Raw genomic sequence first — 15210 nt, 5'->3', positions numbered from 1 at the left:
CCGCAACGCCGCCCGCCAACGGGGCAGCAGCGCCTGCAGCGGCCGCCCCGCCGCCCGCACCGGCAGCGGCACCAACGGCAGTTCCGCCGCAAGCCACGTTGGCCGTCGGCCAGAAGGCGATCTTCTACGAGGAGCGCACCAGCACCGCTCAAGGCTCGGCCGAGCCCGGCAACATCGTCTGGTCGCTGGTGCAGGAATCGCCCGGCGGCGACCTGCCACCCGAGCCGGCGATCCGCGCCGAGGCGACCATTCCAGGCAAGGATATCCAGTTGCGCATGACGATCCGTCGCAACACCGACCAGACGCTGCCGGCCAGCCATATTATCGAGATGATCTTCCTGACGCCTGACGGCTTCGAGGGCGGCGGCGTGGACAACATCCTGCGTGTCGCCATGAAGGGCTCCGAGCAGGATGCCGGAAGCCCGCTGATCGGCATCCCGGCCAAGATCGCCGACGGTTTCTTCCTGGTTGCGCTCAACGATACCAAGGCGGATGAAGACGCCAATCTGACCTTGCTCAGAGGCCAGGACTGGATCGACGTGCCGGTCGTCTACAAGACCGGGCGGCGGGCGCTGCTCACCATGGAAAAGGGCATTCCAGGCGAGAAGGTGTTCGACGAGGCGCTAAAGGCCTGGCAGACAAAGACGGCGGGGTGAGGCCGGCTCACCAGCCCAACGCCTCTCTGGCTCAGAAGCCTTGGAACAGCATGTCGAGCGCGCTCACGATGTCGTCGTGATGGCGAGAAAGATTTCCTTCGGCAACGGGCAATTCAGAGGTCATCAAGGCTGACAGGAATTGAGTGACCATGACATGGTCCTTACCGTTGATGGTGAAGATAGGGTTTAGCCGGCGGCCCGGCACTGGGGCCTTATTGGCTGGCATCAGCGGGACGATGACTTTCGTGTCGAGCCGTCCCAGAAGGTCGGATTGGACATCGAGAAGGTAACCGTCGCCTTCGGCACTCTGGTAGAAATCATAACGTGCCATCAAAACAGCCGGTGCTTGGCCAGAGGCAAGCCGTTGCGCCTGACATAGTCATTCGAACTGTCGATCGCTTCCTTGTTTTCCTCCTGCCACCGGCGGTTTTTTTCGGCCGAAATCGCCTTGGCGATGCCCTCTTCCGCAGCGCGGGATATATTGATGCCCAACGCCTTGGCATCCTCGATCAATCGGGAGTCGATCGATGTATTAACCGACTTTCTTTGGGTTTTTGGATTCGATTGCAGCATACAGCCGCTCCCATTTATGCGCATAATGTAGGCGCATATGAGCGTGCATGCAACCTCTCATCCCTCCATCTCTTCCCTTAGCATCTCGAGTTCCAGCCATTCCTCCTCGAGCGCTGCCAGTGTGACGCGCTCCTTGTCGAGCGCGGCAATCGTCTTCTGGAACGAGGCCGGGTCGCGCTCGTAATAGGCCGGATCGGCGATGTTGTTCTCCAGCCGCGAGATCGAGGCCGACACCGCCTCGATCTTCTTGGGTAAGGTTTCCAGCGCGAATTTCTGCTTGAACGACAGTTTCTTGGCCGGGCCCTTCGGTGCGGCCGCTTCGTTCCTGCTTGCCGCCGTGGCTTCACCGGCTTCTGCTTTTGGCCGCGCCCTGCGGTCGTCCAGCCTGGTGCCGCCGCGCTGCCCAAGCATGTCGGAATAGCCGCCGGCATATTCGATCCAGCGGCCGTCGCTATCCGGCGCGATGATGCTGGTCACGGTGCGGTCGAGGAAATCGCGATCGTGGCTGACCAGGATCACCGTGCCGGCAAAACCGGCGACCAGTTCCTGCAGCAGCTCCAGCGTCTCCATGTCGAGGTCGTTGGTCGGCTCGTCGAGCACAAGCAGGTTTGCCGGCCGCGCCAAAACGCGTGCGAGAATCAGCCGTGCCCGCTCGCCGCCCGAAAGCTCGCGCACCGGCGTGCGCGCCTGTTCCGGCTTGAACAGGAAGTCTTTCATGTAAGAGACGACGTGGCGCTGCTCGCCATTGATGACGAGGTTCTCGCCGCGCCCGTCGGTCAGATACTGCGCCAATGTCTCCTGCGGGTCGACGGCTTCGCGTTTCTGGTCGAGCGTGGCGATCTCCAGATTTGTGCCGAGCCGCACCGTGCCCGCGTCCGGCTTCAATTCGCCGGTCAGCATCTTCAACAGCGTCGTCTTGCCGGCGCCGTTCGGCCCGACCAGACCGACGCGATCGCCGCGCTGGATGCGGGTCGAGAATCCCTTGACCACGGTCAGATCGCCAAAGCTCTTCTCGATGTTCTTGGCTTCGATCACCAGTTTGCCGGATTCGGCGGCGTCGCTGGCTGTCATCGTCGCCGCACCCTCGGCGCCGCGGTGGCCGCGAAAGCGCTGGCGCATGATCTGCAACTCACCGAGCCGGCGCATGTTGCGCTTGCGCCTTGCCGTCACGCCATAGCGCAGCCAGTGCTCCTCACGCACGATCTGGCGGCCGAGCTTGTGCTGCTCGCGCTCTTCCTCCTCCAGCACCGTGTCGCGCCATTCCTCGAAATAGGCAAAGCCCTTGTCGAGACGGCGAGTCTGGCCGCGGTCGAGCCAGATTGTGGCGCGCGACACGCGTTCGAGAAAACGGCGGTCATGCGAGATGACGACCAGTGCCGAGGAGGTGCGGGCAAGCTCCTCCTCCAGCCATTCGATGACCGAAAGGTCAAGATGATTGGTCGGCTCATCGAGGAGGAGAATGTCGGGCTCCGGCGCCATGACGCGGGCGAGGGCGGCGCGCCGCGCCTCGCCGCCGGAGAGATCGTTCGGCCGTTCCTCGCCGGTCAGGCCGAGATGCTCCATCAGATAGGTGGCGCGGTAGGGATCGTCGGCCGGCCCGAGCCCCGCCTCGACATAGGCGCGGACAGTCGCAAAGCCGTCCATGTCGGGCATTTGCGGCAAGTAGCGCACGGTCGCCGAAGGCTGGCGGAAGACTTCGCCGTCCTGCGGTTCGATCAGCCCGGCGGCGATCTTGAGGAGCGTCGACTTGCCAGAGCCGTTGCGGCCGACCAGGGCGATCTTGTCGCCAGCAGAGGCCGTCAGGGCGGCACCGTCGAGCAGCGGCGTGCCGCCAAAGGTCAGCTTTATCCCGTCGAGATTGAGAATTGGCGGCGCCATGTCGGCTTTCTGGGCTCAGCTTTCCGGAAGAGGATAGGGATGTGCGAGCAGCAGCGCGCGGCCGCTGGCCAGCGCGATTTCCAACCGGCCCCTGACCTCGTTGGAAATGGTCAGCGACGAGCCGAACGCAACCTCGACATGGTCGAGCGGCCATTTGGCACCGGTGACGCTCAGGCCGGCGAGATCGGAGAAGCCGAGCACCGAAAACAGCGTGCCGTCGGCATAGTCGAAGCCAGTCTTTCCCGGCAGCAAGGGAATGCCTTCCTGTGCGCCGCTGGTCAAAAGCACTTCCGTCCCGCCTTCCGCCAGCCGGACGCTTAGCGCCAGATGCAGGAAGATGTGGTCGGTGCGTTTGCCGCCGAAGGCGCCTGCGAGCACAAGGCTTGTCGCACCGCGTTCGAGCGCGGCGGCGATAGCGAGTTCACCGTCGGTCTTGTCCTTTTCAGCGGGAAACACCTGCCGTGGCACGGCGGCCAGATCTTCCGGCAAATCGGCAGGCACCGAATCGAAATCGCCGACCCAGAGTTCCGGCCTCAGGCCCAGCATACGGGCATGGCCGATGCCGGAGTCGGCAGCGATGACACGCGAGCCTTCGACCTGGCGGTCGAGCAGCGGCGTGCGGATGAGATCGCCGCCAAGCAGGATGGTGAATGTGCTCATATCTCGTGGCCCTTACCAGCCCTGCCCCGGAAACGGAAGATGAAACGGCAGACGAAACGGAAGGCTGGGCTTTGGATGCCCGGCAAACTTCCGCTTGCGCAGCACTTCGGCCGGGCCTATGTGTCGCAACGCTCTAACGGGGTGCCGGACGCGATTTTCGCGGACCGGCTGAGAGGCAAGACTGCCAACCCGCTGAACCTGATCCGGTTTGTACCGGCGGAGGGATTAGACGTTTCGGACAGCCCGACGCCTCAATTCCTTTCAACGCGAACGAAGGAGGCGCCGATGCGCAGTTTTTTCCACTCTCTTGTCTCAATTGTCCTGCTTGCGGCATCCGCGCTCGCCTTGCCAGGGCAGGCATCGGCACAGGATAGACTGACGGTCTATACCTATGAAAGCTTCACCGCCGATTGGGGTCCGGGACCGGCGGTGAAGAAGGCCTTCGAGGCCGAATGCAGTTGCGTCGTCGAATTCGTCTCGGTCGCCGACGGCGTGGCGCTGCTCAACCGTGTGAAGCTGGAAGGCGCCGCGACCAAGGCCGATATCGTACTTGGCCTCGATACCAATTTGACGGCGGATGCCAAGGCAACCGGCCTGTTTTCGCCGCATGGCGCAATATCGGGCGTCAGTGTGCCGGGCGGCTGGAGCGACGATATTTTCGTGCCGTTCGACTATGGCTATTTCGCCGTCGTCTACGATACCGAAAAACTGAAGAGCCCGCCGAAGAGCCTCAGGGAATTGGTCGAGGGCGATGCCGGAGAGAAGATCGTCATCCAGGATCCGCGCACCTCGACGCCGGGCCTTGGCCTGCTGCTGTGGGTCAAGTCGGTCTATGGCGACAAGGCGCCGGAAGCCTGGGCCAAACTCAAGGCGAAGGTGCTGACGGTAACGCCGGGCTGGAGCGAGGCCTACGGCCTGTTCACCAAGGGCGAGGCGCCGATGGTGCTGTCCTACACCACCTCGCCGGCCTACCACATGGTCGCCGAAAACACCGAGCGCTACCAGGCGGCGTCCTTCGAGGAGGGCGAATATCTGCAGATCGAGGTTGCGGGGATCACCACCAAGGGTGCGAAGAACCCGCTGGCAGAAAAGTTCATTGCCTTCATGACCGGACCGAAATTCCAGGATGTCATTCCCGAAACCAACTGGATGTTCCCGGCCGGCAAAACCGACAAGCCGCTCAACCCGGCGTTCGACAAGCTGGTCAAGCCGACCAAGACCTTGCTGTTCAGCCCGGAAGACGTCGCGGCCAACCGCAAGGCCTGGGTCGATGAGTGGCTTGCGGCGATGAGCAAGTAGGGCTCAAGCCTCGTCGGATGCTTACGCCAAGCCACCCCCCTCTGGCCTGCCGGCCATCTCCCCCTCAAGGGGGGAGATCGGCAGCTTTGTCGCCTCTCCTCGTCCTGCCACTTGTGAGATTGGCGAAGGCGGCTGAGTGCGCAATCTCCCCCCTTGAGGGGGAGATGGCCGGCAGGCCAGAGAGGGGTGGGCTCGGCCATTGTCAGGTATTTCCTTCGATCAACGCCTGTCTCGGGTAGCGCGACATGCGTACGCGTCATCCGGCCGATCCCCGCGTCACTGCCGGCATCGTCGCGCTCGCCGCCATCGCGCTGCTGATCGGCGGTGCATTCGCCGGGCTCGTCGTCGAAGCCACACGCGACCTGTCCGGCGCCGCCGCCGCTTTCGATTCCTATCTCTTGCGCGTCGTCCGTTTCACGCTCTGGCAGGCTCTGCTGTCGACCCTGCTCTCCGTTGCACCGGCGCTGTTCGTCGCGCGCGCCCTGTCGCGGCATCCGCGTTTTTTCGGGCGAGGCTTCATCCTCCAGCTTTTCGCCGTGCCGCTGGCGCTGCCGGCCATTGTTGCCGCACTCGGTGTCTTGGCACTCTATGGCCGCGCCGGGTATTTCGCCGGCACGCTCGGCGCGATTGGCGGGCAGAGCTGGCCCGGCATCTATGGCCTGTCGGGCATTCTCGTCGCCCACGTCTTCTTCAACCTGCCGCTGGCGACGCGGCTGTTCCTGGAAGCGCTGCAGACCGTGCCGGCCGACCAATGGCGGCTGGCGAGCCAGCTTGGCATGGGTGCTGCGCCGGCCTTCCGGCTGATCGAATGGCCGCCGCTGCGTGCGGCCCTGCCGGGCGTTGCCGGGCTCGTTTTCATGCTGTGCATCACCTCTTTCACCATCGTGCTTACGCTCGGCGGCGGGCCGCGCGCGACGACGCTGGAGGTTGCCATCTACCAGGCATTGCGTTTCGACTTCGACCCGGCGCGGGCTGTGACGCTGACCCTGCTGCAGATTGCCCTGACCTTCGTCGTCGTGCTGGCCTTGACGCGGCTCGGCGCCAATATGGTCGGGGATGCCAATCTGCCGGTGGCGCCGCGCCGGTATTTTTCAGCCGGTGCGACCGAGACCGTGCTGAACGCACTGGCGATCGGGCTCGCACTGCTGTTTGTCGCCGGGCCGATGGCGGCCACGTTGGCAGCCGGGCTTGGCGCCGATCTCGGCCGCCTGGCCGGTGAGAGCGCGGTGCGGCAAGCGACGGCGACCAGTGCCGTGCTTTCCCTCCTATCGGCGCTGCTCTCTGTGGCGTTGTCGCTGTCGCTGGTCATGGCGCGCCGGGCGCTGGCGCTCACCCGGCGGAGCGGCAGGAGGACGCTGCTCGAACACCTGGCCGACACCGGTGCGGGGTTCGTCCTGGTGGTGCCGCCCATCGTCATCGGCGCCGGCTGGTTCCTGCTCTTGCGCACCGTCGGCGATGTCTTTGCGATCGCCCCTGTCATGGTCGTTGCGGTCAATGCGGTGATGGCGATGCCGTTCGCCATCCGCGCCATCCGCCCTGCCTATGACGCGGCGAGCGAACGCCACGAACGGCTCTGCGCACAGCTTGGTATCTCGGGCTGGAACCGGTTGCGGCTGGTCGACTGGCCGTTGCTGCGGCGGCCGCTCGCCACCGGCTTCGCGTTCGCCATGGCGCTGTCGCTCGGCGATCTCGGCGTCATTGCGCTATTCGGCAGCGATTCCGTGCAGACCTTGCCCTATCTGCTGCTGGCGCGCATGGGCAGTTACCGCACCGAGGATGCGGCCGGCCTGGCGCTGCTGCTCGGCCTTGTCTGCCTGGCGCTGGTGTTGGCCGCAGACTGGCTGGGAAGGAGGGAGAAATCATGATGCCGACCAGCCCGGAACGGTCCATTTCTGTCGAAAAAGGCGCGGCCGTGCGGCTCGATAATGTCTCTTTCAGCTATGGTGAAACGCCGCTTATGTTCGATGTCGATTTCCCGGCGTCGGAAATCACCGCCATCATGGGGCCGAGCGGTTCGGGAAAGTCGACACTGCTCAATCTGGTGGCCGGCTTCGAGACGCCGCGGTCGGGCCGCGTGCTGATCGGCGGCGCCGACGTCAGCACTGCGCCGCCATCAGCGCGGCCGGTATCGATGGTGTTCCAGGAAAACAACCTGTTTGCCCATCTGTCCCTCGAGCAGAATGTCGGGCTCGGCCGCTCGCCTTCGCTCAGGCTGAGCGAGGCTGACCGCGCCGCAATCGCCGCAGCGCTGAAGCGCGTCGGCCTTGCCGGCAAGGAAAGCCGGCTGCCGCGCGAACTCTCCGGCGGCGAGCGGCAGCGCGTCGCGCTCGCCCGGGTCCTGGTGCGCGACCGGCCGGTATTGTTGCTCGACGAGCCGTTCGCTTCGCTCGGACCGGCACTGCGCGACGACATGCTCGACCTGGTGGCCGACGTCCATTCGGAGCAGCGCATGACGGTGCTATTCGTCACGCACCAGCCGGACGATGCGCGCCGTATCGGCCAAAACATGGTTTTCCTGGATGGTGGCACGGTTGCCGCGACGGGCACCGCGGCCGATTTTTTCGTCGGGGCTGGACCGGAGGCATTCCGACGCTATATCGGCTCGGGTCCGTTTGCGGTTGGATCACGAGATGTTGCCCGGAAGCGGACATAATTTATGGTCAAACCGGCGGAAGGCGAAGCGGCGCTTGCTTGCCATGGTCGAGGTAGTGTGGCTAGGTCCGCCAGGAGCTGGTCCGGCCTAGACCGTGATTTGCCCTTGCTGCCTCGTATCTGTCGGACGCACGAAGGACGCCGTAGCACTTGATTTTGCGCGTGATGCTTTCCGGAAATCGCGCCCGATTTTCGCGGTCACGTGCCAGGACTTGAAAGGAAGCCGATCTGCCGACCGGCATCGACAATCGGAGGGTGAAACCGCTGGCGCGCTTTCTGGCGCTGGCCGGTCTCGCCGTGGCGCTGGCAAGCTGCCAGATGTTCACGCCTCCCGACGTGCAGGAATCAGGCTTTCAGCCCTCAGACAAGCCGATCACGGTCGACAATGTCGCCGCCAACGGCAAGCTCGCTCAACTGGCGAAGGCGCAGCACCCGCGCATCCTCGCCACCTATGGCGGCGAATATTCCGACCCCAAGCTCGAGCGCATGGTGGCCAAGATCGTCGGCAGACTGACCGTGGTGTCGGCCAACCCAACCCAGACCTACCGCATCACCATCCTCAACTCGCCCAACGTCAATGCCTTCGCGCTGCCGGGCGGTTATCTCTACATCACCCGCGGCCTGCTTGCGCTGGCCAACGATTCGGCCGAGCTTGCCGCCGTCATTGCGCATGAGATGGGCCACGTTACGGCCAACCACGGCCTGCAGCGCCAGCAACTGGAAGCCGAGGAGGGGTTGGCGACCAAGGTCGTTTCGGATGTGCTCGGCGACAACCCGACCGCCAAAGCGGCACTGATCCGCGGCAAGCTGAGGCTGGCCCAGTTCTCGCGCAATCAAGAGCTGGAGGCCGACGCCATCGGCATCAAGTCGATCGGCGAAGCCGGTTTCGATCCCTACGCCGCCGGCCGCTTCCTGCAGTCGATGTCGGCCTATACCGATTTTCGCTCGATCAGCGGCGCTACCGACGCCAGCCTCGACTTCCTGGCGACGCACCCCAACACGCCGCAGCGTATCGATCTCGCGCAGCGCCACGCCCGCCAGTTCGGCGCGCCCGGTGTCGGGTCGCGCGACCGCGATTCATTTCTTGCCGGCGTAGACGGGCTGCTTTACGGCGACACGCCGGAGGAAGGCTACGTGCGCGGCGAAACCTTCCTGCATCCTGGCCTTGGCGTGTCGTTCTCGGTGCCCAACGGCTTCGTCATCGACAATTCGGCGGCGGCGGTGACGGCGACCGGCCCGGGCGACATGGCGATCCGCTTCGACGGCGTTTCGATCGACAAGAACCGTTCGCTGACCGACTACATCCGCAGCGGCTGGGTTGCCGGCCTCGACGACAGCAGCGTGCGCCAGGAGACGATCAACGGCAACGAAGCGGCAACCGCGCATGCCGGCGCCGACGGCTGGCAATTCGATATTGCGGTGATCCGCGCCGGCGGCCAGGTCTACCGCTTGCTGACTGCGGCACCGTCGGCCAGCACCTCGCTGAGCACGGTGGCGCGCTCGGTCAGCGGCTCGTTCCGCATCCTGAGTGCTGCCGAGAAGGCGGCGTTGAAGCCACTGCGTATCCGCATCGTCACGGTGCAACCCGGCCAGACAATGGGCTCCCTGGCCGCACAGATGGTCGGCGTCGACCGCAAGCTGGATTTGTTCAGGGTGCTCAACGCGCTGTCGCCGGGTGCCGCGGTTTCGGCCGGCGACAAGGTCAAGATCGTCACCGACAAATAGCAGCCGACGCGATTCAGGCTGCGAGAAATTCCGGATTCTGCTTTACCAGCGCCGCCTTGAGCTTTTCCATGGCGCGCGCCTCGATCTGCCGGACACGTTCCTTGGAGATGCCGAGCGTCTCGCCGAGCGCTTCGAGCGTCGCGCCCTCGTCGCTCAGCCGGCGTTCCTCGATAATCCTGAGCTCGCGCGCATTGAGAGCGCCGAGTGCCGTCTTCAGCCAGACAGAGCGGCGTTCGACGTCGATCGTATCGCCGACGACCTCATCGGGCAGCGGGTCATCCGAAACCAGGAACTCCATCCGCTCGGTTGCGCCCGCATCGTCGGCTAGCGGTGTGTTGAGCGAGCTGTCCGGCGCCGAAAGGCGGGAATCCATCATCGCCACATCGGCCTCCGATACCCCGAGAGCCGCCGACACTTCGCGGTAGAGCGTGGCATTCGACATCTGCTCGGCGCCGTTTGCCAGGCGGGCGCGCAGACGCCGCAGGTTGAAGAACAGCGCCTTTTGCGCCGAGCTAGTGCCGCCGCGCACGATCGACCAGTTGCGCAGGATATAGTCCTGCATCGAGGCGCGAATCCACCAAGTCGCGTAGGTCGAGAACCGGACCTCGCGCTCGGGCTCGAAACGGGCCGCTGCCTCCAGCAGCCCGACATGGCCTTCCTGGATCAGGTCGCCCAGCGGAAGGCCGTAGTGGCGAAACCGCGACGCCATGGAAATGACCAACCGCATATGCGCGACGGTGATGCGGTGCAGCGCGTGCTGGTCATTGTTTTCCTTCCAGCGCAGCGCCAGGAGATGCTCTTCGTCACGTTCCAGATAAGGGGCTTTCATCGCCGCGCGAACCATGGTCCGTCCTGCACTGTCTTCCATCATGCCGCGCTCCTGCTCCAGGCGTTGCGGTGCGATCGAATCGTGAGTTGGCGCCGATGGTTGAAATGGCGGCGCCGCGCCCTACAACAGCGAAGAACGTGCCATGCGGGGGAATGTTCCCCCGGACTGTCATGTCGATTGCGCTGTCCCAGGCGATTCGCCACCGGCCTTGACTCAGCCGGATGGCGCCCGGAGATGCTGGTTGAGAATTGGATTTCAAGGGCGCGAGATTTTTGAAATTTAGTTTCTTATTCTGGCATCGCGCATCTGTCATTTTCCGGCACTCGCAATGACGCCGGACATCGGCCAAGGACGGGATCACAGAAAAATGAAATGGCTCAAATCGCTCATCATCGCCGGAACGCTGCAGGTTCTGGCCGTCGCCGCCAGTCATGCCGGCGCCAATCTCGACCAGATCAAGCAGGCCGGCGTCTTCAAGGTCGGCACGGAAGGAACCTATGCGCCCTTCACCTATCATGATGCTTCCGGCGCGCTGGTCGGCTTCGACGTCGAGATCGCGCGGGCCATCGCCGAGCGCCTCGGCGTCAAGGCCCAGTTCCTCGAAGGCAAATGGGACGGGCTGATCGCCGGTCTCGATGCCAACCGCTACGATGCCGTCATCAACGAGGTCGGCATCACCGAGGCGCGCAAGGCCAAATATGATTTCTCCGATCCTTACATCGCCTCCAAGGCGGTGCTGATCGTGCGCGGCGACAACACCGACATCAAGGGTTTCGCCGATCTCAAGGGCAAGAAGGCGGCGCAGTCGCTGACCTCGAATTTCGGCAAGCTGGCTGAAACCAACGGCGCCGAGCTCGTCGGCACCGACGGCTTCGACCAGTCGATCCAGCTGCTTCTTACCGGCCGCGCCGACGCCACCATCAACGACAGCCTGTCCTTCCTCGACTTCAAGAAGCACAAGCCCGACGCCAATGTGAAGATTGCCGCGCAGGAAGAAAACGCCGACTATTCCGGCGTCATCGTACGCAAGGGCGATCCGGAACTGGTGGCCGCCATCAATAAGGCGCTGGCCGACATCAAGGCCGACGGCACCTACCAGAAAATCGCCGACACCTATTTCGGCCAGGACGTTTCGAAGTAACCGGCTTTTCTCGTGTGGGCCGAACGCCGGCCCGCGTCGTTCATATCGCGGCGAGCTGTCTTTTGACGGCCCGCCGCTTTCGCGTGATATGAGCGACGGCAATCTGGCAAGGAGGAGCCTTCGTGCCGCACTGGCTGCAATTGATGCTGGAATCCCTGCCTACGCTGCTGTGGGCTGCACTGATCTTCACCGTGCCGTTGACGCTGCTGTCGTTTGCATTCGGTCTTGTCCTAGGCCTGGTTGTGGCGCTTGTCCGGCTGTTCGGTCCCAAACCGCTGGTCGCCGTGGTCCGCTTCTACGTCTGGATCTTCCGCGGCACGCCGCTTCTCGTGCAACTGTTCCTTATCTTCTACGGCCTGCCATCGGTCGGCATCCTGCTCGACGCCTTTCCGGCAGCACTGATCGGCTTCACCTTGAACATCGGTGCTTATTCGTCGGAAATCATCCGCGCCGTCATCGGTTCGGTGCCCAAGGGCCAGTGGGAAGCGGCCTATTCGATCGGCATGACCTGGGCCCAGGCAATGCGGCGCACCATTCTTCCACAGGCGGGGCGCGTCGCCGTGCCGCCGCTGTCCAACACCTTCATCTCGCTGGTCAAGGACACTTCGCTCGCCGCCGCCATCACCGTGCCGGAGATGTTCCAGGCAGCGCAGCGCATCGTCGCCACCACCTATGAGCCGCTGATCCTCTATGTCGAGGCAGCGGCCCTCTATCTGGCCATGAGCTCCGTGCTGTCGGCCTTGCAGGCGCGGCTGGAAACGCGGCTCAACCGTTATGGCGGCTTCCTGGAGGCGCGCGCATGATCGGCCTCACCAACATCGAAAAGCGTTTCGGCGACAATTTGGTGCTGAAGGGCGTGACCGTCACCATCGAGGAAGGCAGCGTCACGGCGCTTGTCGGGCCGTCGGGCGGAGGGAAGAGCACGCTTTTGCGCTGCATCAACCTGCTCGAGCTGCCGACTTCAGGCACGGTACGGATCGGCGACGATGCACTCGAATTCCGCCCCGGCGGCAGGGTCTCGACCAGGGATATCCAGCGGCTGCGGCTGCAGACCGGCATGGTGTTCCAGAATTTCCAGCTGTTTCCGCATCGCACCGCGATCGAGAACATCATGGAGGGGCTGGTGACGGTGCTGAAATGGCCCAGGGAAAGGGCACGCGAACGGGCGCTGGCTCTGCTCGAAAAGGTCGGCATGGCGCACAAGGCCGATGCCTGGCCGGCGACGCTGTCAGGTGGCCAGCAGCAGCGCGTGGCGATTGCCCGGGCGCTGGCGCCTTCGCCGAAAGTCCTGCTCTGCGACGAGCCGACCTCGGCACTCGATCCGGAACTGGCGCAGGAGGTGGTCGACGTGCTCGGCAAGCTCGCCAGCGAGGGCACGACCATGGTGATGGCGACGCATGACCTGCGGCTCGCCTCCAAGATCGCGCGGGAAGTGGTGTTCCTCGATGCCGGCAACATCGTCGAACAAGGCCCGGCCGCGGTGCTGTTCAGCAACCCGGAACGCCAGCGGACCAAGCGGTTCATTGCCACGCTGAAGCACGAGGCGGAAAGGGAGGGCGGCGAAGGTTAGATATGCCCGTCGCCGGTCAGCTAAGACGAAAAAAACCCGGCGCAAGGCCGGGTTTTTCTGAATTCGAAAGCAAAAAAGCTCAGGCGGCTTCTTCCTGCTCGGCTTCCTCGTTGTCGGCCTTGGCGCCGCGCTTCGGGCCCTTGTTGAGGTTCACCTCGATGAGGCGCACCGCTTCGGTCTCCGACATGCGGTTGACGGCCGCGATCTCGCGGGCCATGCGATCGAGCGCCGCCTCGTAGAGCTGACGCTCGGAATAGGACTGCTCCGGCTGGTTGTCGGCGCGGTAAAGGTCGCGCACCACTTCCGAGATCGAGATCAGATCGCCGGAGTTGATCTTGGCATCATATTCCTGGGCACGGCGCGACCACATGGTGCGCTTGACGCGGGCGCGGCCCTGCACGACCTTCAGCGCGCGCTCGACATAATCCTCTTCCGACAGCTTGCGCATGCCGATCGAGGTGGCCTTGGCGACCGGCACCTTGAGGCGCATCTTGTCCTTCTGGAAGTCGATGACGAACAGCTCCAGCTTGTGGCCTGCAACTTCCTGCTCGTCGATCGAGACGATCTGGCCGACACCATGCGCCGGATAGACGATGTACTCGCCGGTCTTGAAACCGTGGCGCGCTGCGGTGGACTTCTTCTGCGGGGTGATCGTTGCCATTACGCCCTGAACTCCTTGTTGTGGTACCGGCATCGTGCCGGCCCGAACTCGTGCGACCGGGATGACCGGTCGTTAGCCGCACAACGATGAACTCACCGGAAAGGCCAGGACCGGCAAATCGCAACATTGCGACCGCCTGCCCCAGATCGCTCTGGTCCGGATTGAGAAATTCACCTTTCAGTGATTTGGGGCGTTTGCGCCATAAATCGACGTTGTGTCACCGGCATGTTTGGTTGATATAACACAAAAAGTCGGAAGAATCAAGGTTTTGCTGCACGCGCGAAGGCCACGCGCCGTCGCCGCCTGTCAAGGCAGTTAATGTATCACGTCTGTTACGCGGCGTCAGGCCGCCGCAGCCGGCAGGCTCGTCAGTCGCCTTCGCCGGGCTCGGCGGAGAAATATTTCTCGAACTTGCCAGTTTCGCCATCGAAATTTTTAGCGTCGGCCGGCGGCTCCTTCTTGGCGGTGATGTTGGGCCATTTGTCGGCATATTCGGTGTTGATCTGCAGCCATTTGTCGAGGCCCGACTCGGTGTCGGGCTTGATCGCGTCGGCCGGGCATTCCGGTTCGCAGACGCCGCAATCGATGCACTCGTCCGGGTGGATGACGAGCATGTTCTCACCTTCGTAGAAGCAGTCGACCGGACAGACCTCGATGCAGTCCATGTATTTGCATTTTATGCAATTGTCGGTCACGACATAGGTCATTGGTCGGCTCCGGGACGTCCCATTTTGTTGGGCTTTTTTGGTGAGGTAACGCCTTTGTCCGCTGGTGGCAAGGGCGGCCCCTGCCATCGGGGCCGCGGTTTCCGGAATGGAATTCCGGAAGGCCGGCAAAGCGGGCGTTCGACCTTGCTCAATCGTCGCCGAGCAGGTGGTCGGTCTGGCGGCGTTCCTTCTTCGTCGGGCGACCGCTGCCGGCCTCGCGCAACGGCGGCACCGCATCCGGAAGCGCCTCGCCCTTGGGCGCGGGGGGCGGCGACATGTCCTCGTAGAGCAGGCGGGCCTCTTCGGCCGGGCCACGCCGTACGCCGGTGCCAAGGACTTTCCAGACGAAGATCCGCCGCTCCAGCGTGATGGTCAAAACGTCGCCCGGCCGGACCGTATCGGAGGCCTGCGCTGCTTTGTCGCGATTGATGCGGACGCGTCCGGCGACGACCAGCTTGGCTGCCAGCGTGCGCGATTTTACCGCGCGCGAGAAGAACAGCCACTTGTCGATGCGCTGGCGGGCATCAGTGACCATTGGACGAGCAGCTTACTTCTTCAGCTGGTCGCGCAACGCGGCGAGCTTGGCGAAGGGCGAGTCCGGGTCGAAGCGGACCGGGCGTTCCTCACGCGGCTTTGGCTGGAAGGCGGGTTTTGCGCCTTGGGCGCCGCCTTTGCCGTCCTGCCGGCCAGCCTTCCAGTCGGGCCGGTTTTCGCGCCGGTCCGGGCGTTCACCTTGCGGCTTGCCGGCGCGCTGCTCTGCCGCCTCGCCTTGCGGCCTGGGCTTGAACTTGCTGCGATCGAAGCGCGGCTTGCCGGCGCCGTCGCGCTGGTCGTGGCGCCCTTGACGGGCGGGCCGGTC

General features: G+C 63.9%; 16 protein-coding genes, 1 pseudogene and 1 riboswitch. Of the genes and pseudogenes, 8 read left to right on the top strand and 9 right to left on the bottom strand.

What is annotated here, in order from left to right; translation table 11 throughout:
• Positions 1–656: pseudogene (locus X773_RS71895) on the top strand (hypothetical protein); the annotation flags it as partial.
• A gap of 31 nt (positions 657–687) precedes the next feature.
• Here X773_RS71895 and X773_RS71890 read toward each other — a convergent pair.
• From X773_RS71890 to X773_RS71880, 4 genes are read right to left on the bottom strand one after another with little or no spacing between them, the layout of a single operon-like run.
• Entirely contained in the window at positions 688–987 is a 300-nt protein-coding gene (locus tag X773_RS71890) for a CcdB family protein (protein ID WP_023680566.1), read from the bottom strand.
• Entirely contained in the window at positions 987–1229 is a 243-nt protein-coding gene (locus X773_RS0140020) for a type II toxin-antitoxin system CcdA family antitoxin (RefSeq protein ID WP_031213215.1), read from the bottom strand. Before X773_RS0140020 ends, X773_RS71890 begins: the two co-directional genes overlap by 1 nt.
• 57 nt (positions 1230–1286) lie before the next feature.
• Positions 1287–3107: an ABC-F family ATP-binding cassette domain-containing protein gene (locus tag X773_RS71885; RefSeq protein ID WP_023680564.1), complete on the bottom strand. Its 1821-nt coding sequence runs from the start codon at positions 3105–3107 to the stop codon at positions 1287–1289.
• A gap of 15 nt (positions 3108–3122) precedes the next feature.
• Positions 3123–3767, bottom strand: a complete 645-nt coding sequence (locus X773_RS71880; RefSeq protein ID WP_023680563.1) for a thiamine diphosphokinase — start codon at positions 3765–3767, stop codon at positions 3123–3125.
• Between the two features lie 127 nt (positions 3768–3894).
• Positions 3895–4009: riboswitch (TPP riboswitch) on the top strand.
• Positions 4010–4052: 43 nt separating this feature from the next.
• Here X773_RS71880 and thiB point away from each other — a divergent pair.
• The 4 genes from thiB to X773_RS71860 all read left to right on the top strand — a co-directional run bounded on the left by thiB (position 4053) and on the right by X773_RS71860 (position 9443).
• The gene (gene thiB / locus X773_RS71875) at positions 4053–5066 is read left to right on the top strand and encodes a thiamine ABC transporter substrate binding subunit (protein WP_031213213.1); all 1014 of its coding nucleotides are present in this window, start codon (positions 4053–4055) and stop codon (positions 5064–5066) included.
• Between the two features lie 245 nt (positions 5067–5311).
• On the top strand, positions 5312–6931 hold the full coding sequence (gene thiP / locus X773_RS71870; protein ID WP_023680561.1) for a thiamine/thiamine pyrophosphate ABC transporter permease: 1620 nt from the start codon (positions 5312–5314) through the stop codon (positions 6929–6931).
• Positions 6928–7719 (top strand): thiamine ABC transporter ATP-binding protein, encoded by a 792-nt coding sequence (thiQ, locus tag X773_RS71865; protein WP_023680560.1) that lies wholly within the window; start codon positions 6928–6930, stop codon positions 7717–7719. The genes thiP and thiQ overlap by 4 nt, the downstream gene beginning before the upstream one ends.
• Before the next feature lie 254 nt (positions 7720–7973).
• Positions 7974–9443, top strand: coding sequence for a M48 family metalloprotease (locus tag X773_RS71860; RefSeq protein ID WP_023680559.1), 1470 nt, complete (start codon positions 7974–7976; stop codon positions 9441–9443).
• Between the two features lie 13 nt (positions 9444–9456).
• Here X773_RS71860 and X773_RS71855 read toward each other — a convergent pair whose 3' ends face one another.
• On the bottom strand, positions 9457–10314 hold the full coding sequence (locus X773_RS71855) for an RNA polymerase factor sigma-32 (protein WP_023680558.1): 858 nt from the start codon (positions 10312–10314) through the stop codon (positions 9457–9459).
• 325 nt (positions 10315–10639) lie between these two features.
• Here X773_RS71855 and X773_RS71850 point away from each other — a divergent pair, with 325 nt between their 5' ends.
• The 3 genes from X773_RS71850 to X773_RS71840 all read left to right on the top strand — a co-directional run bounded on the left by X773_RS71850 (position 10640) and on the right by X773_RS71840 (position 12983).
• Positions 10640–11413: an amino acid ABC transporter substrate-binding protein gene (locus tag X773_RS71850; protein WP_023680557.1), complete on the top strand. Its 774-nt coding sequence runs from the start codon at positions 10640–10642 to the stop codon at positions 11411–11413.
• A gap of 122 nt (positions 11414–11535) precedes the next feature.
• Positions 11536–12216: an ABC transporter permease subunit gene (locus tag X773_RS71845; RefSeq protein WP_023680556.1), complete on the top strand. Its 681-nt coding sequence runs from the start codon at positions 11536–11538 to the stop codon at positions 12214–12216.
• Complete coding sequence (locus X773_RS71840) at positions 12213–12983, top strand: amino acid ABC transporter ATP-binding protein (protein ID WP_023680555.1); 771 nt, start codon at positions 12213–12215, stop codon at positions 12981–12983. Before X773_RS71845 ends, X773_RS71840 begins: the two co-directional genes overlap by 4 nt.
• Positions 12984–13062: 79 nt before the next feature.
• Here the strand turns inward: X773_RS71840 and X773_RS71835 are convergent, their stop codons facing one another.
• From X773_RS71835 to X773_RS71820, 4 genes are all read right to left on the bottom strand, one after another.
• On the bottom strand, positions 13063–13644 hold the full coding sequence (locus tag X773_RS71835) for a CarD family transcriptional regulator (RefSeq protein WP_006327799.1): 582 nt from the start codon (positions 13642–13644) through the stop codon (positions 13063–13065).
• 368 nt (positions 13645–14012) lie between these two features.
• Positions 14013–14351 (bottom strand): ferredoxin FdxA, encoded by a 339-nt coding sequence (gene fdxA, locus X773_RS71830; protein WP_023680554.1) that lies wholly within the window; start codon positions 14349–14351, stop codon positions 14013–14015.
• Between the two features lie 148 nt (positions 14352–14499).
• The gene (locus X773_RS71825) at positions 14500–14886 is read right to left on the bottom strand and encodes an RNA-binding S4 domain-containing protein (protein ID WP_023680553.1); all 387 of its coding nucleotides are present in this window, start codon (positions 14884–14886) and stop codon (positions 14500–14502) included.
• A gap of 12 nt (positions 14887–14898) precedes the next feature.
• Positions 14899–15210: hypothetical protein (locus X773_RS71820; RefSeq protein ID WP_036239728.1), on the bottom strand; the 312-nt coding region annotated here is incomplete at its 5' end.

The sequence above is a fragment of the Mesorhizobium sp. LSJC280B00 genome (assembly GCF_000502835.1).
GTDB lineage: Bacteria > Pseudomonadota > Alphaproteobacteria > Rhizobiales > Rhizobiaceae > Mesorhizobium.
Note: the sequence above shows the minus strand (reverse complement) of the source record. Positions and strands in the feature narration are given on the sequence as shown.